This window comes from Sphingobacterium sp. UBA6317, assembly GCF_002440385.1.
Lineage (GTDB): Bacteria > Bacteroidota > Bacteroidia > Sphingobacteriales > Sphingobacteriaceae > Sphingobacterium > Sphingobacterium multivorum.
This window is the reverse complement of the sequence record NZ_DJTD01000008.1, coordinates 37,494-60,320: the sequence shown is the minus strand read 5'-3', so window position 1 is coordinate 60,320 and position 22,827 is coordinate 37,494. Positions and strand designations below refer to the sequence as shown.

Sequence of the window (22,827 nt, the reverse complement as noted above, 5' to 3'; positions counted from 1 at the left end):
TTCTTAAATTAGTTCAAGAATTATTTAGATCTAATTAGTTGAATTTAAAACTGCTTTACACCAATAATATGACCACCCTAAGATTTATATTGCTTGCACTTATATCAGTTGTTTGGTCACTGCCCTCTGCTTCTGCTCAAAACTCCCTTCCTAGAAATCTGAAAGAAACAGCCTCATTCTTAAATCTTAACGTTTCGGATAGCCTAAAAAACGTAATCAAATATAGTGATGAGGTAGAGTTAAGTGAATTAACCGACAATGAACTTGAAAGTGAATTTGAATTGATTGACTCGCTCCTTTCGACTGGAAAATCTCCATTATTTACATATTTAAATAATAAAGGAATCCACAACTTTAAAAAAGATGTGATTTTGGAATACTATAAACAGCTACTCTCAGCAGGTTATGTAAAAGAAGATTCTCTCCTGAAGGCATTCAAACTGAAGGAAAACAAATTGAAAAAGGAAATCAGACAGCGGATGAATGCGGACACAATTGCCGGTATTTATATCCCGAAAAACCTTGACGATTGTTTTGTCCAAATAGACTCGTTCTGGGATGATAGCACCAAAAATAAAATAAGAGAAATGACAGAGTCAGAGTTTATGGCCGGCTCACATTTCGGATTTGGAATGTGGATGAGAAATAATTGGGGCCTCTGGGGAGGTTCAAGGCTCTCCGCATATTTGACTAAACGGGGAATAAGGCATCCTGACGACATGTCTGGCATCATATTAACAAGTTATTATAGGAAATTAAAGGGGAAAGATCCCGATGTAAAATCGCAGCTAGAGTATTATAAAAAGTACTGGACTCCATAAAACTTTTCAATAATACTAATCGTATTACCAATTTTATTTTTAACAGTTTTTGGGCTTTGTGTGAATTTTGATGGCCTAGTACCGTTTGTTTTTCCGGTTATTACAATTCTTTTTTTTCTCGCATTCGCTATCCTTATAATACTTCCAAAAAAAAGGATGATCATGCGGTCAGCTCCTTTATCATTTTATTCTATTCTTTTGGAATTTACCCAAAATTGATCGTCCGAAAAGAAATTTTTGAAACTTCATTAAGCTTGAATAGTATTACGTTATACCCCTTTGTTTCCGTCCAAAAATATTCTGTAAACATTCATCTGGAGCATCCTGTGCTATCGGACTTTATGTTTACTTCCTGTGGGCCATGCCTTAAAAATTAACATATTTACAGGCAATCATGATCCGCTTATCAGTAATAAAATACAAGACCATCTCTTTTCGCAGTGATTTCCTTTAATTGATCATAGTCCATATTCAAACATTGATATAGCGTAAAAATCACACCTGAGCGCATGGAATAAATTTCATCGGGAAGTCGACCCAAATTTGTACCGTTCAAAATAACGTTATTCACGGCCTTCAAAGCACAAATCTCTACAGGAAATTTCTTGAGCTTGCTATAATTGAAATCCAGTTTTAGCAGACCGTCCAATTGTCCAAAACTGCTTGGAAAATCAGTAATCGAAGATGCCCTTGCATTGATTTCCTTCAGGCTCTTAAGTTTTCCGAATGTTTCCGGTAGAGTTGTCAGTCTACTATTCTCCATATTCAGATAGGATAAACTACTTAATCCGCCGAACTCATCTGGAAGCTTCTCTACAGAAGGGGATAGCCAAAGATCTTCTAATTTTTTAAGGTTACCTATCGAAGCCGGTAAAGTTTTAAAATTACCGCCCACTAACCAGAATCTAAGATTAGACAAGTTCCCAATATTATCAGGAATAGATTGCAAGCTTTCTCCTTGAATCCAAAGTTGTTTTAAGCTCTTGAGGTTACCAAAAGATTGTGGCAGTTGCTGAAGCCTACTTTCTCCGTAAATTTCAAGCGTGTCCAACTTAGTCAAATTATCGATATCCGAAGGCAAGGTAACTGGTGATGATCCCGGATAAACAAAACTAAAACGTGCAAACCTCAAATTACGGCATTGACTCAAACTTGATGGGATATAAGCCTGTTGCGCGAGAACTTCCGTAGACACCAGTTTGGTCAAGTTTCCAAAATCTGAAGGAAGCTGGGTAACAAAGCAATCGAGGTGTTTTAAATTGACCAGTTTACCCAACGTGCCGTTGAAGTCTACATCGCCGACATACCGCATAATAAGGGTTTCGAGCGACTTTAAATTTCCAAAAGTTTTTGGCAATACCACGGTATATCCCAAATCGGGGGTTCGCATCGGTGTCAGGTGAAATGATTTCAGTTTGGTCAGATTGCCAAAATTATCAGGAATAGTAAGATAATAGCCAACTCTGTCTAGACTAAGTTCTTCAAGGGCAAGATAATGATCGCCAAAAATAGTCGGAACATCTTTCAATGAAGATCCACCTAAAATAAGCTTCCTTAGATATTTAAATGCCTTAAGCGCAGGAAAAGAGCCCGGGTCATTAAAACGATGTGCTATACCTGAAGCCTGCATATTCATTTCAATAATATGTCCATCCTTATCTTCAACAACACGCCCACCGCGCCCCATTTGCAATTCATTTAATGCCTCGTCTTCTTGATATTCGCCAGTCTGTACCTTTTTGGTAAACTGATAATTTTTCCCAGCATAAGTCATCGTATAGGTAACTTGATAGCTGGTATTGGAATAACCATGCAATTCAATGGTTGGATTTTCTTCTACCGGTCTGGCCCAACCATCGTGGTATGTGCTATGTAGATGACCATAAGCTTTATCGAAAGACCATTTACCTTTATATTTCGGATCCACGGCAAAGTGAAGTATCGTCTTAAAGGATGAAGGTGTGTTTTCTTTAATATCGATATGTAACTCGGGTATTTTAACATCGACTGTGGCCGTATTACTATTACCGCTACCTTTTACCGTCCAGGTAAGGATATATTCCTCTCCAGGCACTCCCCTAAAAAACGAATTAGGGTTATTAGGGTCGTCGATTTTCACATAATCTTCCACTACAGTTCCTTTTGTTATACTCCATGTACCTGTTTCCCCCTTTTTGTAAGGCGCTACCCTTTAGCTGGACGGTGAATTCGTCATATAGTTCAGTGGGCTCGGCCTTAGGTTCATATACTGTTTTCAGTACATCCTGGTATTCCTTCTTTGAACAGGCTACAAATAAAAAGCTTTCAAAAAAAACACAAAGAAATGAACACCAAAATAATGTAGACTTATTATACATGGATATTAAGGTTGAGTTGTAAAATTAAATATTGCTGAACGTACTGAATTCCCGTTGCTGTCGTTAACAATCAGTTGATAATAGTATTTTTTCGATTTTTCTAAAGGGGAAAAGAACACACTATACTTATTGTTATTTTGACTCACGGCATTGTAGATTTTTCCTCCGGTCTGTTTGTACATAACAGCAAGATCATCGTGTACATATACTTCAACTTTACTATATGGATACGAAGCAAGTGTAAAAGACAGTATGTACTGGCCTTTATCTAAAGTAACTTTATTTTGAATATCTGCAAAAGCATCTATTTCGTTATATACGGTTTCCTTTTTGCAGGAGCTCATAAGGACTAATAAAACTCCTATAAACCAGCATATACAGTTGTTATTGGATAGACATTTCATAAATTGAGCCTTCTAAAAAGTTAATATCAGCATTGAGGTAATACTTGTCTTTATAAGTGAACATTCCGCCAAAATACATATGATTTCCATTAATACTTAAATAGATAGGACTTAGCGTGTTTTTTACTATGTTGTACATCATAAAATTATTGACGTCCAATGCCAGTAATATATCACCATTAAAATTTATGGCACCTACTGGCGCATAAGGATAGGTTTGATTTGTTGTTCCGACACGATATAATTCTGTAAGTTTAAATGTGTTCGCGTCAACAGCATATATCGTTAAGGTATACCCGATATTGAAACCTTGGTCAAATACATTTGAAACTCCAAGTGCATATAATCTGCCTTTAACTGAGACAAAGCATTCACTGGAAAAATTAGTATCGAAAGTGGCGATCTCCTCAAATTTATCTTTTGTCGGGTTATATTTGGCGACAATATTCTTTATTCCACGAGAATTCACTGTAAGTGTATACGTTTGGTAGACCGCATTATTGTGCACAAAGATACTATGATTACTATAACCGTGCGATTCTTTAAGTTGGGGCCGGCTAAAATAGTACTTTGAAAATTCGCGTTTTTCAATGTCAAAAGCTTGACAAAACAACTCATAACCATTGAAAAGGTCCGGCTCTAGCGAAGGCAAAATATGGCTAACTGGAAGTGCAAGAAAAAATATTCGATTTCCAATGGATACGGACTTTGGCGGAATAACCCCCATCGTATCGGGAATATGAGCAATATTCTGCAACCGGCTCGTTTCAGGATCAAAATGTGAAACAGAATTGTTCCAAAAATAATAGATTTGGTCATTGCAGATCGAAGGATAATTAGTTTTCCAGTTCGTCTTTTTCAGTCCTATGGCCAATGTATTTCCCTTATAAATAAAATCAATAGCCTGACCAATGATCTCTTTCTCTTTATAAATCACGCGCAACATATAATTTCCGTCTCGATACGGATAATAACCCGTTAGACTGATCTGATAGGTTCCATTTTTCGTTGCAATGGGATAGTTCATGTGAAGCGTGTCCATTCCAAATAGAAATTTAATATCTCTCAGATTAATATTATTAAGATTCTTCCCTTCAACCACAGTCCTAAACTGGCCCCTTTCATCATACTCTGCCTCTGTATTTGGCCAAAAGAGCGTAAAATCTTCTGGGAATGGAGCAGTTGTGGTTATTTCAGTTTTACGCTCAGATTCTATTGTGTTGCCATTATACTCGATGTAAGGCACCAAAATATAAGTAGATTCGGAATCCAGTTCATTCAATGTGAGTCGAAACATATCGCCTTCACGAACAGCTTCAACACTTTTTCCTTGACTGGGATTATCTTTTTTATAGTACCTGACGCCCGATTTTGTATATCCTAGACTGGAAATCTGATAGGTCATTGAAATTTCTTTATCCCGGACACTAGTGATGGCCTCATTAATAATCCTTGGAAAAACCTCATTTTTTTCAGTTTTACAGGCCGACATAAGAAAAACAAGCCCCAGTAGACAAAGGTATTTGTTAAAGTTGCCCATTTGATTTTGTTTTAATATAAATGAAATTCAAATTTTCATAGGACCAGGTTTGTATATAATAGAAAAACAGGTTGTATGAATTATCGACATTCTGGGTCATATTTTTAAACATATGCATCTCCAAATTAGGATATTGTAAAGTCGATAAGAGCTTCAGATCACTGTCATACTTATTTATAGTACCATAAGTGGATATTCCACCACCTTCTTGCTGTCCATAGACCACAATATTGTTATCATTATCAAAAAAAGCTCCTGCTGGCTTTAAATTGACGTACTCACCCAATTTTGCCTTGACATTGCCATTCTTATCAAATTTGACATACCTTAACGAATAGGAATAGAAGTCAAAACCCCAGAGATAAAAAATATCATTTTTATCTTTCAGTAAAATAGGCATATGGTATTGACGTTCGTAATCGCCAGGAAGCTTTCCATCAAACTCAAAAGTAGCCAGCACATTACCGTCCCGATCTGTTTTTTGCACCTTAATTTTTGTTGCTTCAGAATCAAGCAAACTATAATAGATCTGTTGCGCATTGTCTAACTGAATTGAAGAAATGCCAACGGAGCTATTTTTACGTTTCCAAACAACTTTAAAGTCGCTGGTAGTAACCTTTAACAGCTCTCCCCCACCTGTACCCATGATCATGTTATGTGACGCGTCAAACTGAACTGATGAAACGTAATCATTCGGAGACAAATCTATCGAAACGGGCTTCTCCAGTTTCAGTTTACCATTCGTCTGATCAATGACATAAATATCGTGTTTAACAATAATGAAAGCTTCATCTTGCTTAGAAGGCAACACTACATGTGGTGGTAAATCATAATAATTTAGATCCTGGATCAAGCGATACCATATAATCTGGCCTTTATTATTTGTACGATATACAATCAGTTTAAAATTTGTTTCTCCCCCCTCATGCTGCAAAAATGTACAGATTAAATGTCCACCATCTTCCAGAAGACGGATGCTATTATTGCCCGTTATACGTGATTGCGTATGAATTTTGTATTCAACATAAGTACTTCCGTTAGTTGTGCTGCCTCCAACAGTTCTTGCATCTATGCTTTGTTCTTGTGTTATTCCCGTTTGGGAACTCGCAATTACACGGATCTTATAATTTGTATCGCCAAGCAAATTAATTAAGCTGTATTTTGTTATACTAAGATCCTTCGCTACAAGCTTATTATCGACATATATCGCATAGGATACTGGCTTAAAATGCGAACTGTTCACCTTATCCCAAGATAACTCTATTAAATCTTTGTTTGCAGCACTTACAACAAGATTCAAAGGATATAATATTTCTGCCTGATCAATATATTCATCGGTTTTGCTCGCAATATTCTCCTTCTTGGAACATCCTCCAATTAATAAAATTAGAATTAAGAAAAATAGCTGAGCACAATAGTAAAAAATAGCTCTTTTCATAAAATGAAGTTACTCACCAAAGATATTAAAAAGGTTGTATCAAAAGCATTTTTTTAAACATAATTAATTGATGCATTAATTAGGCCAAATAATTCTCTACAATATTTAATAGACCTTTATGAGATTATCGTGCCCCACAAGCAAATTCCATCTATACACACACCTATATTATCTAATTGTACAGCATTATAGGATGAAACATATCTTTTACTTCACCGTTAATTTGACGCTTGCTTTCTTCAATCCTTTTCCTTCTACTTCTGCTATAATTTCCCCAACAGAGTCTCTGCTTTCAACAAGAAAAACCAATTGACCATTAAAGCACTTCATGAAAGGCTTCTGAAATGATTCCAAACTTGTTGGATCTCCATTCGCCACAGCCTTAAATGCCCCCTGACCTTTTACCTTGAATTTTAATTCTCGGTCTTCGCCTGTCACTATATTCCCCTGTTTATCAACCAGCGTAGCTGTGATAAAAGCAATATCTTTTCCATTTGCTTTCAATTGTTTCCGATCAACGTCTAAACGTACAGTATATAACTTACCTGCCGTCTTTACACTATCTCTTGCAGCTATATTTCCTAAAGAATCATAGGCAACTACCGTAACCGTACCCGGTTCGTATTTAGTATCCATCCACATCAAACGATAGCGCTTTTGACGCATAAAATCATTTTGTGCCTTTTTATCGTTAGAATTTACCAAGGTAACATCAAAATCTTTCTTTTTTACTCCTTGACTTTTTCCATTGATAAAAATTTCCGCTGCAGGGTAATCTGTATAGACAAAAATTGGCGTTTTCTGTCCTTCGCGTCCCTTCCAGTTCCAATGAGGAAGAATATGAAGTGTATGCAATTCCTGGTTCCAATGGCTACGATAAAGATAATATCGATCTTTAGGGATACCGGCAAGATCTACAATACCGAACAAAGAACTATGACTTGGCCAATCTGTATAGTAGGGTGTCGGTTCGCCCAAATAATCGAACCCTGTCCAGACAAATTCACCTATTGCGTAAGGTAGATCGTCATGCTGAATAAAGTTATCTTCAGGCAAATCCGACCAGGAACAATGCTCTACATCATAACTCGAAGCCTGATGGTCGTCATATTTTGCCATCGATTTTCGTTCAACGGGAAATTTATAAACACCTCTAGAACTCAAAGTAGACGCAGTTTCAGTACCAAGAATTAACTGCTGTTGTAACTTTTTATAGGCTTCGGGGTATTTAAATGGACGATAATTAAAGCCTGCAACATCCATCGTTGAGGCAAAGCTACTATTTATAACCGCATCAGGGTTGTCCATCCCCTGGGTAACGGGGCGAGATGGATCCTCACGATGGCAAATATCTTGCAGATACCGCGCGACCTTAGATCCGTCAGGACTTCCTTGTTCGGGTACTTCATTTCCAATACACCACATCACAACGCTTGGATTATTGCGGTAATGCCGTATCAGATTTACAAGATCTTTTTCGGCCCAATCGTTAAAATATTGATTGTACCCATTCTTCATTTTGGGAATTTTCCATTCATCAAAACTTTCCGCCATTAGCATAATACCCATTTCGTCACAGGCTTGCACCAGCTCCGGAGCCGGCATATTATGGGAAGTGCGAATGGCATTAACGCCCATATCTTTCATTATTCGTAACTGCCGCCTAATAGCGGCATCATTCACAGCTGCTCCCAAAGGCCCCAAATCATGATGCAAACACACTCCTTTAAATACGGTCAGCTTTCCATTCAAATAAAACCCTTTATTGGGTACCATAGCAATGCTTCTGATTCCAAATACGGTTTGATATTTATCGATTAATTTGCCGTTCTGATAGAGCTTGCTGACAGCCTTATATAAATTGGGGGATTGCAATTCCCACAATTGTGGTTTCTCAACGAACAATTCCTGTTGCATCTGCTGGATCTGGTAGTTGCCTATCTGATCATTCTTCTTCGCCACGATGCGTCCATGGCTATCGATAAGAATAGTTTCTAAGGAAAGAGAATCTTTCGACAGATCTATACCGGCTAAATCAGTCCGAACCTGAATTCGAGCGAAATCCTTTGTGATCTCAGGCGTCGTAATATAGGTGCCCCAATGTGCAATACTTGTTTTTTCAGTGATCTCCAATCGAACATTTCGATACAATCCTGCGCCAGGGTACCAGCGGGATGACTCAGACTTATTTTCTAATCTTACCGCGACCAAATTTTGACCCGGACTCACATACTCGGAAACGTCAAAATAAAAACTATTATAGCCATAAGGCCAATTGCCGACCTTTTTCCCATTCACAAAAACGACAGCATTGCTCATAGCACCATCAAACTGTAAAACCGTGCGCTTATTTTGAACGTTTTGTGGCAATTCAAATTCTTTACGATACCAGCCAACGCCTACAAACGGAAGTCCACCAGTCCGACCTGCATGTTCCAATGCTTCCTTTTGTCCATCTTGAGCAATAGCCATATGCTGCTTATCATTGTTGGCACTAAATGGGCCATAAATTGCCCAATCATGCGGAACACGAACAGTCTGCCATTCGCTTGTAATCAATCCGATATCAGCGAAGTTTGGCTGATCATGTTTTGTAAATTTCCATCCATCCTCGAGCATGGTTACTATTCGTTCCTGAGCAAATAAAGTATTTGGTCCAATAGATATTATTGCACATAGTATAAATTTCAGTCCTCGGGTTGAAAAAATGGATAAATAAGATTTAGATTCTTTTTGCATCTATAGCATTTTAAGGTTGAGTTTGTTCATAAAAACAAATTGAAGATCCGAAAATACAACTTATGTATAACATAATAAAATTATTCAGATCTTTTGTGATTGGAATTAAAGCTGAAATCATGATGTGCTATTCAAATGCTCCTTTTTCATTGAAATAGAGTCCCAGCTGTTCTATTTGCGGGTTTAGGCGAGATTGTAAAATGTTGATTCTTAATCTCTGGGCACTAACTGTCGGAAAAGTCAATAAACGTTTGTTACCGATAGTAGTTCCTTTCGACACTTCTCTCCAGACTCCATCTTGCCAGATCTCCAAATTAAATCGCTCGACACGTTGCCCTAAAGCGATGGTTTCCTGTAAGGAAAGAACGTTGAACGCGGTTGCTTTAGGTAGGGTATATTCAAAAGTTGCTATGCTGTTTTTTTCATCTTTCGTCGTCCAAAATGGCATTTTTTTCCATTTTTTTAAAACGAGGCCTGCAGTATGGAGTTTAGCTTTGCTTAAAAGATTTTTCGAAAACAATGCTGTGCGCCAGTCATTCCACTTTTTTAAATTTGCAGCATCTACCGAATGAATCAAACCTGCAGTTGTTGGTGGAATATTAAGCAACAAGACACCATTTTTCCCTACCGAATTAAAATAAATATCCATCAACTTACCCGGGCTTTTGACTTTGTTATCCTCTTCCTCGTGATAGAACCATCCCGGGCGTATAGAAACATCAGTTTCCGCTGGGTACCATACCAGCCCTTTTGCCTCTTTGATCCTTTCTCTGCTCCCAAGATCTTTATTACGCATATCTCCGGCCGGTTTAATATTCATCTGCTGTTGCGATCCTGCAGCTATCTGATTTTGTGCTAGATTACTAGCCGGTACAACTGACCATTCTGTGTCCCGTCCATACCCCGTTTCTGTACCGACCCATCTTACATCGGGTCCCATAACTGCGATAACGGCCTCAGGTTGTTTTTCACGTATAACCTGATAATAACGATTCCAATCGTATTCCTGCTTTTTACCGTTAGGTCCCTCTCCGTTAGCACCATCAAACCAAACTTCATCAATCTGACCATATCGGGTCAGTAATTCGCTCAATTGGGCAACAAAAAAATCATTATAAGCTTCTGACCCATAAGAAGCTTCATGTCGATCCCAAGGGGAAAGATATACCCCCAACTTCATATCGTATTTTTTACAGGCCGCAGCAAGTTCGCCAAAAATATCTCCTTTTCCCTTTTTGTAAGGAGAATTTTTAACCGAATAGTCTGTTGTATTCGTTTGCCAGAGGCAGAAGCCATCGTGATGCTTCGCCGTAAGAATCAAAAGTTTGATTCCACCTTCCTTTGCTGTCCTAACCCATTGTTCTGCATCTAATTGCGTCGGATTAAATAATTTTGGATCGTCTTTCCCTTCACCCCATTCCTTATTTGTGAAGGTATTGATCCCAAAATGGAGAAATCCGGTCACTTCCAGCTTTTGCCAATCAAGCTGTCTTTGGGTCGGTATCACGTTGGCAGCTTTGGTTACAATAGCAGATTCTGATTCTCCGGGTTGTAATGCAATCATATTTTGAGCCGAAGCGTGAAAAACCGCTGCCAATAACAGTAATGTAATTGTATTAATTTTCTTCATTTGATATTTATCTGACAAAAATAAGATAGCCGGAATAATCTCCGAACTATCTTATCTTCAAAGTTTTCGTAAAGGTTCCGACCAATTATTGATTGGCTCCCTGATTGGCAACTAAAGGCCAATTCGGATTTTGATAAATAATTGAACCAGCTGGGCTACCATCTGTTGAAGTTATGCTCAAATGACTTATGGCTATAGGAGACAAATAGTGGGCACTGGTCCAGCTATAGCCTTTTAGAACAAGATTGTTAGCCGAAAGATTAATCCGATAGGGTCTTAAATATTGACTTTCCTGTGGTGAGGACACATTTGCGGTTTTTCCTGCTGTGCCGGGTACGATTAAAGTCGATACACCTTTATCTTTGTACCAGTCTTGCATAGGCCCCCACAGTCTCATCCCTTCAATAATGTATGGATTGCTTGCCAATTGATCCAACGCCCGCCAACGCCTAAGATCATTAAATCTAAATCCCTCAGCAACTAGTTCTAAACGGCGCTCCCTTCTAATATTATAAAGAAGTTTGTCGGATAGTAACTGCCCAGCAGAATATGCTGCAAAATCACCTTGAGCTTCCTTTTGCATGTCTGTCGCATTTACGGTTGCCATAAAATCTGTATTTACACCTGCTCTTTCTCTGATTTTTGTCCAGTAACTATTCGCTTTTGCATCGATCATTCCCTTTGCAAGATAACTTGCTTCAATATAGTTTAAATAAGCCTCAACAGCACGAAATATAATTGAGCCTGTGGTACCAGTCTGTCCCTCAGCTTGGGCAAAAAGATAACTCATTCCTTTTTTCACGGCATAACCTGTCACGTACCTTGTTTCGGCTAGTCCGATAATATCTGGTCTCGGCTCTGTCTGTACAGCACCTGTCGAAGAAATCTGGTTGGTATAACTCAATTCACCAGGTGCTTTCATAAAGAGCTGTAAGCGATTATCCCGATTTTTTTTGACGAGGCTGATGGAATCGTCGCCTGCATAACCGGAGTTCGAAACATAAATAGGCAGTCCGTTTTTCATCGTAAAATTTTCCACAAGGCCTCTTGAATATCCAGAATTTCCGCCATTACGGTTCATGTAGTGATTTACAGCATGCGTAATTCCTAAAGGCATTGAATAACTCCGCCATAAAAGTACTTCGCTGTAACCATTTAGATTCTCGTCGCCAAACATTTTGAAATAGGGGTTCGAAGATGAATTATAACCATCATCCTTTGTATTTCCGACAAGTTCGACTGCATCGGCTACCTGAGCAGCTGCAGTCATCGACTGTTCTAAGAAATAATTGATCTCATTATCGATATTGATCGAAAAATTTGGGTGCGATTTTGCGCCCGGCCAGCCAGTTCCGCCAGGGACGAAAGCAGTTCCTTTGTGGTATTTTAGCCAAGAGCCTTCAAATAACCCTACACGAGATTTAAAAAGTAAAGCGGCCTTTTTTGAAATACGGTTTTTTCCGTCAGGGGCTACATCGTTCAACAACGTAATTGCCGAATCCAAATCAGAAAGAATAAATCTAACCACCATATTTCTAGGTTGTCGAATGGAAGTAGCCGTCAGCTCCTCCATATTATCTTTGAGTGTATTTTTAACAATCGGAAAATCACCCAGCGCCTGTACTTTATTAAAATATTCATACGCTCTCAAAAAATACGCTTCACCCACATAATGAGTTATATTTGCTGAATTTCCTGTTAACTTACCGCTCTTCCATTTTGGAAGTACCTGTTCGAGAAAATAGTTCAACTGTCTAATCTGAGCAAAATCCCATTCGCCGCCCGAACTCGGCACACGCCATTCTCCCGGAACCCAACGAGTCGAATAACTTGAAGTCACCTGGTTATCGGTACCGTTATCGTTGGCAAATGTGCCAAGCCCCCAGCCAGAATGTGATGGAAAGGCATAACGTCCAACCGTATATGCGGCTAAATCAGCTTCGGTATTTAAATATTCCTGCGGCGTTACATTGGATAAGGGTTCCCTGTCCAGATACTTGTTACAGGAATGCAAAGTGAACAGCACGGTCATCGATAACAACCAAGAAATTGTAGAAAAATAATATGTCGTTTTCATATATATCTAATTAAAAATTCAAGTTAAGGCCAAAAGAATAAGTCGTCGAAAATGGATATGTTTTTCCATCGTTCCATCCTCCTAGTCCAACGGTTTCCGGATCAAAAACCTTAGCCATTTTGGTAAAAGTCAACAAATTCTCACCTGATGCATAAATACGAATTTTGGTAAATCCTATCTTGGCCAATAGCTGTGGAGAAAACGTATATCCAAATTGAGCATTCTTTAAACGTAAATAAGCAGCGCTCTGCAAATATTTAGTTTGTGTTTGCTGATTTTTTGAGGTGTTAAAATAAGGTCTTGGTAAATAGGAATCTTTATTAACACCTAAAACACCGTTCTGTACCATCGTGGAATTCTCATCGCGGTAGAAGTTCATATTCTCAACAAATCCAGCAGACTGCCACATCCCGCCATTCGCCCCCCAAAAATATGGGCCATTGGGCATATAATCGCGTTTTCCAACACCTTGCAAGAAAATCCCTAAATCGAATCCACTATAATTGAAATTTAAATCAAAACTATAACGATAGCGTGGGGCCGAATTTCCTATAATTGCCAGATCCCCTGGGTTCGCCAACGTATTGGCTCCATTATTAACCTGACCGTCTCCGTTGAGATCAGCATACATAATATCCCCAGCTTGCCAGTTTGTCCCGAAAGACTGTTTGGCATTAGCGAGGTGTGCAGCCATTTCTTCTGCGCTCTGTGCTATTCCTAAAGTTTGATATCCCCAGATCTCCCCATTCTTGCGGCCATCGTACCAGGTACTCAACGTACCTGTAGGATTAGGATATTTGGTGACTGTCTGACGGTCGTCGGAAAGGACAGCTCGCGCGCTATAATTCAATTTACCGATATGATCTTTCCAATTTAACTCAATTTCAAAGCCTCTGGAGTTCATCTCGGCATTGTTTAATCGCGGCACAGCTGTACCCAAAATAGCGGGAAGTTCTGGTGCTGGTCCTATCATATCGAATGTATTCCGACGATAGACTTCAAGAGATAAACCTAAACGATTGGAAAGTGCCCGCAGATCCAACCCCACATTCCAGCTTGATACACGCTCCCAGGTCAAAGTTGAGGCAATAAGCCCAGGTGCACTGGCTGTATTTGTTTTTTGTCCATTCAAAAGCCAGGTACCATTAGCTATACTTACTGGCATTGTTGCATAAAAAGGATACCAATTGTCCGTATATTGGTTTCCCAACTCGCCATAGGAACCACGTAACTTAAACATGGAAACATGCTCCTTAATAGGCCAAAATGACTCATTTGCTACATTCCATCCAGCGGAAACTGAGGGGAAGAGATTCCAGCGCAAATCTCTTGGAAAACGTGAAGAGCCGTCGTATCGTCCGTTAGCCTCAAAAAGATACCTATCTTTGTAGCTATAGTTTAATCGTCCAAAAAAACCAGCGGTAGCCCAATGTTGATAGCCCCCAGAAGCCCTTGGATTGGTGGTGGCAGTATTCAATGTCGGATATTATCTGTGATCAGATCGCTCATGCTTCCATTGAGATCTCTATACTTATTGAGCTCTGAATTGAAACCAGCCAAAATTTTGAAATGATGATCATCGTTGAGGTCAAAGGAATAATCTGAAAAGAAATTTGTACTGAAATATTCGTCTTTGCGATTGTATTCAGACACATTGGTATACCCCGCAGCATTGTATCCTACTGCAAGGAGAAACGGGTTTCCTTTTGCATCATTTGAATAAGCTTTCAAAATTTCGGCATGGTCATTTTGAGTCGTAATGCGGTAATTGACATTTCCTGTTATATTCCAGTTTTTGATTGGCTGATAATGTAATTGTAGCTGCTGATAAAGAAAATCTTTCTGAAATTTTGAACGTCCTCCTTGCTGCAGCTGCAATATTTCACTTGGTTCGGAATAATTTCCATTTGGGTCGTACAAAGGTATCGTAGGCCATCTTCTCGCTATATTATGATAATATAAATCATTCATATGGCTTGCTTTTTCGTAGTCTTCACGTACAAAACGCGTATTGTACATGAGGTCCACCTTATCGCTAATCTTTGCATTGATTTTCGTAGCTATCGAATATCGTTGAAAATTATCATTGGCAAATCTGTTCAAACCATTTTGATCCATGTAATTTGCAGAACTATAAAAATTTAGCTTTTCAGTACCGCCATTCAAACTGAGCGTATGTTCATGGGAAGTTGTAAAGTCCCTATAAAACTCTTTAAACCAGTTTGTATTCCCATTAGATCCCGTATAGTATTGAAATCTGTCACTAGCATTTGGGGTAGTTGTCGTTTCTATTTCTCCTTTCTGATAAGCGTCAATCCGTTCCAATACCTCCTGCGAAAATTTTGCACCCTCACCATCGTTTGCTGCGACTTCATTAAAATAGTAAGCAAATGTTTTGGAATCTAACATCGTTGGTAGCCCTCTTGGCTTGCCCAGTCTTATATTATTGTTATAATTTGCTGTTATCTTCCCCGATTTTCCAGATTTTGTTGTAATGAGGATAACTCCAAAAGGTGCCCTGGAGCCGTAAATAGCAGAAGCTGCTGCATCTTTAAGCACGGTGATATTTTCAATATCCTGAGGATTCAGCGCATTCATATTACCTTCCATCCCATCAATTAAAACCAAAACTGATGAACTCGACCCTACGCCTATCGTCCCCGCACCACGGATATTGACGCTTAGATTTTGATTTAGCTCGCCGCCCAATCCAGTTGTCTGTAAATTCAACCCAGGAATCATGCCCTGCAGCGCCTGTCCAACATTCTGCACAGGTCTTGACTCTAACTCTTTACCATCAAGGGAAGAAACCGCACCAGTCAAATTTGCCTTCTTTTGAGTTCCGTACCCCACTACGACAACTTCTTCCAAGGCTCTATCCTGACTGGCCATTGTCAACAGCATTGGGTTGCGACTAGCGTTTTCACTTAAAGAAGCATACCCCACATAGGAAAAATCCAAAATAGATTTTTCATTTGCTACTTTTAAAGTAAATGTTCCGTCTTCTGCTGTCAATACAGTATTTGAGGTACCTCTTTCTGTCACAGTCACACCCGCAATTGGTTTTCCCGATGCATTCAAAACTGTACCTTTAATCTCTATCTTTTCTAATTTTTGATTTGGGATATTTTTGAAACTATTCCTTTCCTGTGGTTTAACAATAATAGTTTTACCTTCAATCACAAAATCTAGATCCTGCTCCGTGAGCGCTTTTTTCAACACTAACCTCAAATCCAATTTGGAACCAGAATAAGAGATTAATTTTTTGTTTTGCAAAATATCCGAATCATAAATAATCTGATATCCCGTTTGTTTACGTATCTCTTTTAGGACCTCTGATAAGGTTGCATTTTTTAGATTGAGGTTTAATTCTTGTGCCTTGGCTAAGGGAAGGCTTTGAAGAGCTATTAAACCAAGGATAGTACCTATTCTTGACGATCGCTTTAGAAAAGTTAAAGCAGATTGGTCCCGAACAAACCAAAATTTGTTTTTTCTCAGGTGAAATTTTTTATTCATATTTTTAGGCTTTATTGTAAAAGGGGCATTATTCCCATTCTTACAATAAAGAGTCTCCCAAACGCGATTACCCTAAAAAATTTTTTTAAAAAATTAATTCATGACCTTTTAACGTGATGTTCAAATTGCCTGATCTTTTTATGAGATCCAAAATCTCAGAAAACGAGCGATCTCTTTTAAGAAAAAGTGTAAAATTTCGATTGGGAACTTTATTGGGATCAAAATGAATCGGATAAATATTAGCGAGATCTGAGAGAATATAGCGCAAGCTTTTATTTTCGTAATACAAATTACCATCTTTCCACGATGTATAATCTTCGGTTATAGCAGTTGTTTTATCAATAGATCCTTGATCATCCAGCATGGCTCTCTCTCCAGGAACAAGAAACTCATTTTTTCCTGATTTCATACTTCTCAAAGCTATACTTCCTTCTGTTAATACAGTCTGCTCGATCTTTTCACGAGACAAAACATTAAACTTAGTACCTAATACAGCTATCCGCTGTTTCCCTGTCAGAACAGTAAATTCCTGTTTAATACCAGCCTGTTGTCTCTTTGCAACCTCAAAAAAGGCTTCCCCTTTTAAACTTAAAATCCGATTTTTTAAAAAATCACCTTTGTAGCTTAGCTCGGAATTGGAATTAAGAAATACTATAGTTCCATCTTTTAACAAAACCTTATACAATCCACCAACCCCAACGCGCAGAACAACATCATCAAATTCGGAGGTTGATGATTCTGTCGGTTCAATAATCAACATATCTTTCTTTTTACTGACTTTGAAAGGTTTGTTTTTATTATTCTCCCATTCAACAAGGGAAATGGGCCTTGACCCTGAAATTGTGATATCTCCAGCTGTAATATCCGCATAAATATGCTCAGATTTTTGGGGGGAGATATTAATGGAACGAGAATAAAAAAAGTATAAGCTAGCAGAACAAATAGATAAAACAAAAAATAGGATAGCCCCATTCAACAAACGCTTTTTACGTTTCTTTCGACTAATCGTTGTTAGAATACGATCAAAAGTATGTTTTTTTATATCTTCGCTATCGTTTAGGGGCATATGCTTAGAATACAGATGAATTTGAAAGATTTTAATTTGTTAATACGACAAGTTAACGAAAAGGCGGATATAATTATAAGGCTTTTCGTAATTTATTCAAGACTTTTGATATATGATATTCGACAGATTTAATACTAAGATTCATTTTTTTTGCGATTTGTTTGTAGGATAAATCATCTTCTCGACTCATAATAAATATTGCCCTTGTTTTGATTGGAAGTCTTGCTAGTAAGCCATCAAGCTGATCAGAAAGCTCTTTATACGAAAACTCATCATGCTCAATCGCTATGTCTAATAACAGGTGATCCTCTACTTCATTTAACCTACGTAATTTCCTCAGCAGCTTAAAACATCTGTTTTTTGTACAAATGAATAAATAATCTTTTAACGATGACTGGATGTTTAATCGTTTATGACGGGCCCACAACTCGGTAAAGACATCATGCAAAACATCTTGTGCTAGCGCTTCTTCCTTCATTAATCGTAAAGCAAAGTCATAGAGGCCATCCCAGTAAAAATTATAAACTAAGGAAAATGCTTGCATATCTCCGTCTTTTAAACAGCGCAAAATTTTATGCTCTATTCGACTTTCCACTTGATTCGATTCCATATCGTAATTAAAAATGTTCTTTCAAAGGTTAGCAGATGTTTAAGATTAATTGGTTAGATTAAGAAAAAATGCCAACAATATTATGTATTACATAAATACAATATTAATATTTTTTTATAAATGTATAAAACGATATATAAAATTTTTAAATAAAAAATTAGTCCAAATTTTGCTTTGGACTCGAAATCATAGTATCACGTTGGTATAGTTATATGTTTATTTCATTGAAAGATCTAAAACTGGATAAGAAGCAGCAAAGTTGGGGATCAATCGACACACTAGAGTAGCTGTACTCCCCAGCAGCGATATATTTTGTCTCTACATTATAAAATAAAGCCCATAATATCGTAGGAACACAAACTTGGTTGACTGTAAGAATATCAATTGTTTAAACAAAAAAAATCCACATTAATTCTTAAATTAGAGGATAAACCTATTTCAGCATATTTTAACATCCTCGTGTCTGCCTTGTTATGCTCATTTCCGGAAATGAAAGCCGCACAAGCGTACTTCGCTAAGGATAAAAAAAAACTGCCTCAACAGTTGAGCAGTTTTTTTATAGGGTATTAATCCAACTTTTGATTATTGTGCGAGAAATCATCTACTTGCTTTTCGCCGATGACTACATCACCGCGGATGGATCTTAAGTAGCCTTCAAAAGCGATATTCAATCCTTCAATAATCACTTTATCATGTGCATCAATGTCGCCCAGTATTTTCTTGTCGTCATAGCTATCGCCAACGATTGCCAAAACGCAGTTCGAGCTTTGTTTTGGAAAAAGTCCAACACCTATTATTTCCTCGCCAAATTTCACAAACCAGGTTTCTTCGTGATGGTCGTCCGTCGTGTTTGGTATATGTATGGCCTGGCCGAGGTCCTCACATTTAATCATATCAAAATTCATTGTGCTCTGTTTATGTTACATAGCTAAGACAGCACTAAAAAGGAATATTGTTTTTAGAAACTTCGTCACGATTTCGCCTTTTCCGGTGCAAACGCAGGGACTATAAATCGAAGTTCTTCTGAGCTCCGGAAGATGCTTGCTAAATTTCGGCTACCTTGGTAAATAACCCCGGATAATTGACCACTAAACCCAAATGATCTACATCAAGGTCGGCCTCAAAATCTTTCGGAACATTCTTGTATTGAAAGGTTAACATGTTCGTTTTCGAATAGTTCTGATGAACTGGTTTTATGCCGTCGTTTAGAATATCAAAATAGAGCACTTTGATATCCGTACTCTCACCGACTTCGAGATTCAAACTATTGATCGGAAGTGTATTGGTAAATGGTGTGAGGGAGATATCAATATAATCAATACCCTGAAAATCGATTATAATCGATCCATTTATTTCCCAGTCATTTTTAACTTTATTTCCTTTTATTCTTTTATTAACGCCATTCACTTCATATTCTAAATCAAGACCTTGAACATTCCAATGCTCGTCAATCTTCAAATGATATTTGAGGGTATAGATTTTATCTTCATAATACCCAATAATGTTGGAATCGACCATAAAAAAGCCTCCCTGTTGTGTCAGTTTAAAATATTCGAGGGAATTGTAGATAATGCCCTTCCAAATTAATATTTTCATCTTTAAAATTTATTTATCGCTCATTTTTGCAGAGACTTTAATCAAAATTGTGGCGCATTAAGGCATTTTAAAAAAACTTTTTATTTGGCAAAGTATCAAAGAGCTTTTCAGCAATAACAACATAGCCATTTTCTTTGAAAGATCGCACCAGAATTTCATGAGCCGCGGATCTGGCGTAACTATAATGAGCCGAGTTTTTTATTGCAATTTTTTTTTAAGATTTTATTCAATTCAATTATGTTTTCTTTATATCTTGGATATTTTCGAATATTTCGAACACTATGATTTTGATTGTTTACTGTACCCACTTCATCAAGCTCAAAAAAGACCTCGTCAATTAAAAGTCCGTTTAAAATACATTTAGAAATATATTCCGCACTTTGCTCAAACTGTGGTACTGTCTTTAAATGGTTATATATAATCTGCTTCGCATGGTCTCTTTGCTCTCTTTCAATTGCTGTCATTGGTAACATAAGCAGAAATAATTGTTCAAACTGTTGAAGTGATAACAGTTCATCCCAAGTTAGAAACCAAGCTTCAAAATGCCCACCTAACTTCCCAAAGTAAATGTCGTTAAGAAAAAATCTAATTTCATGATCTTGAAATTCAATTAAGAAGGTCGTATCTCCATCTAATTTTCCTTCGATAAATTTTGAAACTTCTCCAAAGTCATCTAGCGAAAAAAATCGTTCTTCCCATTCCGCTAATTTTTCTTTGTCAATGCCGATAACTTCTAATGCTTCGTCAATGTTGATCTCGTTTATTTCGTCGTATCCATTGAACCATTTAATATAGCTATACCAAAAGAATGTATTGTCTTTTATGTTGTATTGTCTTTTATGTTGTTTTGTGTAATTTGTCTATTCATATTTAGATACTGTTATTCAAATTCGATACGGCAAGCCAATTTATTTAAGGTACGATTCTAAATGCTATGCTTTTGGTACGGGAGCATTTGCCGCAATTAATTTTTCATGTTTTAATTCTTCCCAAAAATCGGCGGAAATTTTAGTCTTGAAAGATTCCGCATTTTGAATGGCCTGCTTTACGGTATGTGCTCCGGGTATCACTCCTGAAACCTCGTCTGGTGCTGCAGCGAATTGCAATGCAGCTGTCCGCAGGTCTACAGCATGATCGTCAGCCACCCTTTGTAAAGCATTCAACTTTTCTTTAACCCCAGCAGGAAACGTTCCATCATATAGGTAGCGGTCCCTGCCTGACAGAAATCCAGCACACAGTGGTGCGCCTACAACAATCGACAACCCTCTCTCAGCGATCTTTGGGAAAACCTTATTCAAATCGTCATCATGTTTAATCAACGAATATTGGCAGGCTGAAAGAAAAATATCGGGATCTGCCATGTCTAATGTTTGCAAAATTGGTTCGATGGTATTGACACCTAGCCCCCATCCTTTTATTATACCTTCTTCTCTCATTTTAGTCAGCTCGGGCATCGCTCCTTTCGCCGCTTGCTCAAAGTAACTTCCATAGCTGTCTTTCATATCACCATTGTCGGGTGAAAGATCATGAATATATACGATATCTATAGATGATAAGCCCATGCGCTGTAAGCTATCCTCTACGCTTTTTCTCACACCGGCAGCACTGTAATCGTATTGATAACGAAAATTCATTTTACCCTTCCATAACAACTGTTCCATGGTAAAGTCCTCTTTAGGTTCTAAGAGTCGTCCTACTTTAGTGGAAAGGGTAAAGCTGTCGCGTGGCTGATCTTTTAAAAACAAGCCCATTCTGCGTTCGCTGATGCCCAATCCGTACCATGGGGAAGTATCAAATAATCGTATCCCAGCATTCCAAGCTGCTTCTACTGCTTGGAGACATTCTAGATCTGCGTTTTGCTGAAAGCCATTCCCTAATGCCACGCCACCAAACCCGGCTTTATTATTGGAGCGAAAACGTCTGTGTTTGCTTAAATTATCAGGTTTTACCATACTATGTTCTTTAATTGTTCTTACCAAAATATTAGGTGCCGCTGCGCTAAAGATTAAGCCCGATCCTGCAAGGCCTGTTTGCACTATAAATTTTCTTCTTTTCATACGCGGCACCTTATCTAAATTCCCTTGACTGTGCTATTTATTTGCAATGGCCAAATTCAATATGCATATAGCAATCAGGATTCTGCTAAAAAAACCATTCTCAGGCCTGCTTTGTTTTAGAAGATCATCACTATAGCAGATCATCGCTATCGCATGAAGGACGATGGCATACTATTAGTGACCACACCAAGAAATAGATTGGTAGATCCAGCACAATTAAAAAAATTAGAAATAGTTGATCCCCGGCAATACGTTTTAGACCTTTTCCAATAATTGTACTCCCGAATTGACAAAACAGAAATCAAAATTAAGAATTTTTAAAAACGATCTTCTCCCCACTCGTGTCCATCTCTAAAAAGAATTATGGCAAAATCGAATCAAAATCAGCAACAAATGCCAAACGAGCATTTACATGAGTTATTTGTAGACGAATTAAAAGATATTTTAGGCGCGGAGAAACAGCTCTTAAAAGGTTTAAAGAAAATGAGCAAAGCCGCAGAAGACGAACAATTAAAACAAGCATTTGAGGAGCACCACAGCCAAACTGAAGGACAAATCGAGCGGCTTAAAGAAGTATTTGGAGCGTTGGGCATTGCTGCCCGCGGGAAAAAATGTAAAGCTATGGAAGGTCTGCTGGAGGAAGCTGATGAAATCATTGAAAATTTTGAAGGCGATCCAGCACTAGATGCGGCACTCATTTCTGCAGCCCAAAAAGTTGAACATTATGAAATCGCCAGCTATGGTTGCCTTGTCACATTTGCAAAATTAATGAACCATACTGAAGCCGAGCAATTGCTTCAACAAACACTAGATGAGGAAAAGCAAACCGATACATTACTCACAGAAATAGCCGTCTCGTCAGTAAACGAGTCTGCGTCATAAGTTAATAAATGCCCGGTAATCCGGGCATTTATTATACCTGTGCAATCGTCCATTGAGGTATCTTTAGCAAAACACATCCTATCCCTAGCCACAA

Annotated in this window: 17 protein-coding genes; 2 read left to right on the top strand and 15 right to left on the bottom strand. The window is 38.1% G+C overall.

The genetic code is table 11. The features are described from left to right. Positions 1–38 precede the first annotated feature (38 nt). On the top strand, positions 39–821 hold the full coding sequence (locus B3E92_RS02005) for a DUF6794 domain-containing protein (protein WP_139145009.1): 783 nt from the start codon (positions 39–41) through the stop codon (positions 819–821). 406 nt (positions 822–1,227) lie between these two features. Here the strand turns inward: B3E92_RS02005 and B3E92_RS02000 are convergent, their stop codons facing one another. From B3E92_RS02000 to B3E92_RS01930, 15 genes are all read right to left on the bottom strand, one after another. Beyond that, on the bottom strand, positions 1,228–2,952 hold the full coding sequence (locus tag B3E92_RS02000; protein WP_286833510.1) for a leucine-rich repeat domain-containing protein: 1,725 nt from the start codon (positions 2,950–2,952) through the stop codon (positions 1,228–1,230). Positions 2,953–3,183: 231 nt separating this feature from the next. Then, positions 3,184–3,522: a hypothetical protein gene (locus B3E92_RS01995; protein WP_070566777.1), complete on the bottom strand. Its 339-nt coding sequence runs from the start codon at positions 3,520–3,522 to the stop codon at positions 3,184–3,186. Between the two features lie 40 nt (positions 3,523–3,562). After that, positions 3,563–5,122, bottom strand: coding sequence for a hypothetical protein (locus tag B3E92_RS01990; protein ID WP_286895124.1), 1,560 nt, complete (start codon positions 5,120–5,122; stop codon positions 3,563–3,565). Then, positions 5,109–6,560, bottom strand: coding sequence for a hypothetical protein (locus B3E92_RS01985; protein ID WP_204991002.1), 1,452 nt, complete (start codon positions 6,558–6,560; stop codon positions 5,109–5,111). The genes B3E92_RS01990 and B3E92_RS01985 overlap by 14 nt, the downstream gene beginning before the upstream one ends. 207 nt (positions 6,561–6,767) lie before the next feature. Further along, on the bottom strand, positions 6,768–9,299 hold the full coding sequence (locus B3E92_RS01980) for a glycoside hydrolase family 2 TIM barrel-domain containing protein (RefSeq protein WP_083295985.1): 2,532 nt from the start codon (positions 9,297–9,299) through the stop codon (positions 6,768–6,770). A 127-nt stretch (positions 9,300–9,426) separates the two neighbouring features. Beyond that, entirely contained in the window at positions 9,427–10,929 is a 1,503-nt protein-coding gene (locus B3E92_RS01975) for an alpha-L-fucosidase (protein WP_070566783.1), read from the bottom strand. Positions 10,930–11,014: 85 nt separating this feature from the next. Then, the gene (locus B3E92_RS01970) at positions 11,015–13,006 is read right to left on the bottom strand and encodes a RagB/SusD family nutrient uptake outer membrane protein (RefSeq protein WP_083295986.1); all 1,992 of its coding nucleotides are present in this window, start codon (positions 13,004–13,006) and stop codon (positions 11,015–11,017) included. A gap of 10 nt (positions 13,007–13,016) precedes the next feature. Continuing rightward, positions 13,017–14,483 (bottom strand): SusC/RagA family TonB-linked outer membrane protein, encoded by a 1,467-nt coding sequence (locus B3E92_RS01965; protein WP_286895123.1) that lies wholly within the window; start codon positions 14,481–14,483, stop codon positions 13,017–13,019. Next, positions 14,480–16,522 (bottom strand): SusC/RagA family TonB-linked outer membrane protein, encoded by a 2,043-nt coding sequence (locus B3E92_RS01960; protein ID WP_286895121.1) that lies wholly within the window; start codon positions 16,520–16,522, stop codon positions 14,480–14,482. Before B3E92_RS01960 ends, B3E92_RS01965 begins: the two co-directional genes overlap by 4 nt. A gap of 85 nt (positions 16,523–16,607) precedes the next feature. Beyond that, complete coding sequence (locus B3E92_RS01955) at positions 16,608–17,588, bottom strand: FecR family protein (RefSeq protein ID WP_112375907.1); 981 nt, start codon at positions 17,586–17,588, stop codon at positions 16,608–16,610. 73 nt (positions 17,589–17,661) lie between these two features. Next, entirely contained in the window at positions 17,662–18,198 is a 537-nt protein-coding gene (locus B3E92_RS01950; protein WP_112375906.1) for an RNA polymerase sigma-70 factor, read from the bottom strand. A gap of 566 nt (positions 18,199–18,764) precedes the next feature. Further along, a complete protein-coding gene (locus tag B3E92_RS01945; RefSeq protein WP_070566791.1) occupies positions 18,765–19,103 on the bottom strand; it encodes a hypothetical protein in 339 nt (112 codons plus the stop codon). A gap of 139 nt (positions 19,104–19,242) precedes the next feature. Then, a complete protein-coding gene (locus B3E92_RS01940) occupies positions 19,243–19,794 on the bottom strand; it encodes a putative glycolipid-binding domain-containing protein (RefSeq protein WP_286833519.1) in 552 nt (183 codons plus the stop codon). 179 nt (positions 19,795–19,973) lie between these two features. Further along, positions 19,974–20,618, bottom strand: coding sequence for an Imm19 family immunity protein (locus B3E92_RS01935; RefSeq protein ID WP_083295987.1), 645 nt, complete (start codon positions 20,616–20,618; stop codon positions 19,974–19,976). 108 nt (positions 20,619–20,726) lie between these two features. After that, positions 20,727–21,851, bottom strand: a complete 1,125-nt coding sequence (locus tag B3E92_RS01930; RefSeq protein WP_112375904.1) for an aldo/keto reductase — start codon at positions 21,849–21,851, stop codon at positions 20,727–20,729. 363 nt (positions 21,852–22,214) lie between these two features. Between B3E92_RS01930 and B3E92_RS01925 the strand changes: the two genes are divergently transcribed. Further along, entirely contained in the window at positions 22,215–22,733 is a 519-nt protein-coding gene (locus B3E92_RS01925; RefSeq protein ID WP_112375903.1) for a ferritin-like domain-containing protein, read from the top strand. The last annotated feature ends 94 nt before the right edge of the window (positions 22,734–22,827 follow it).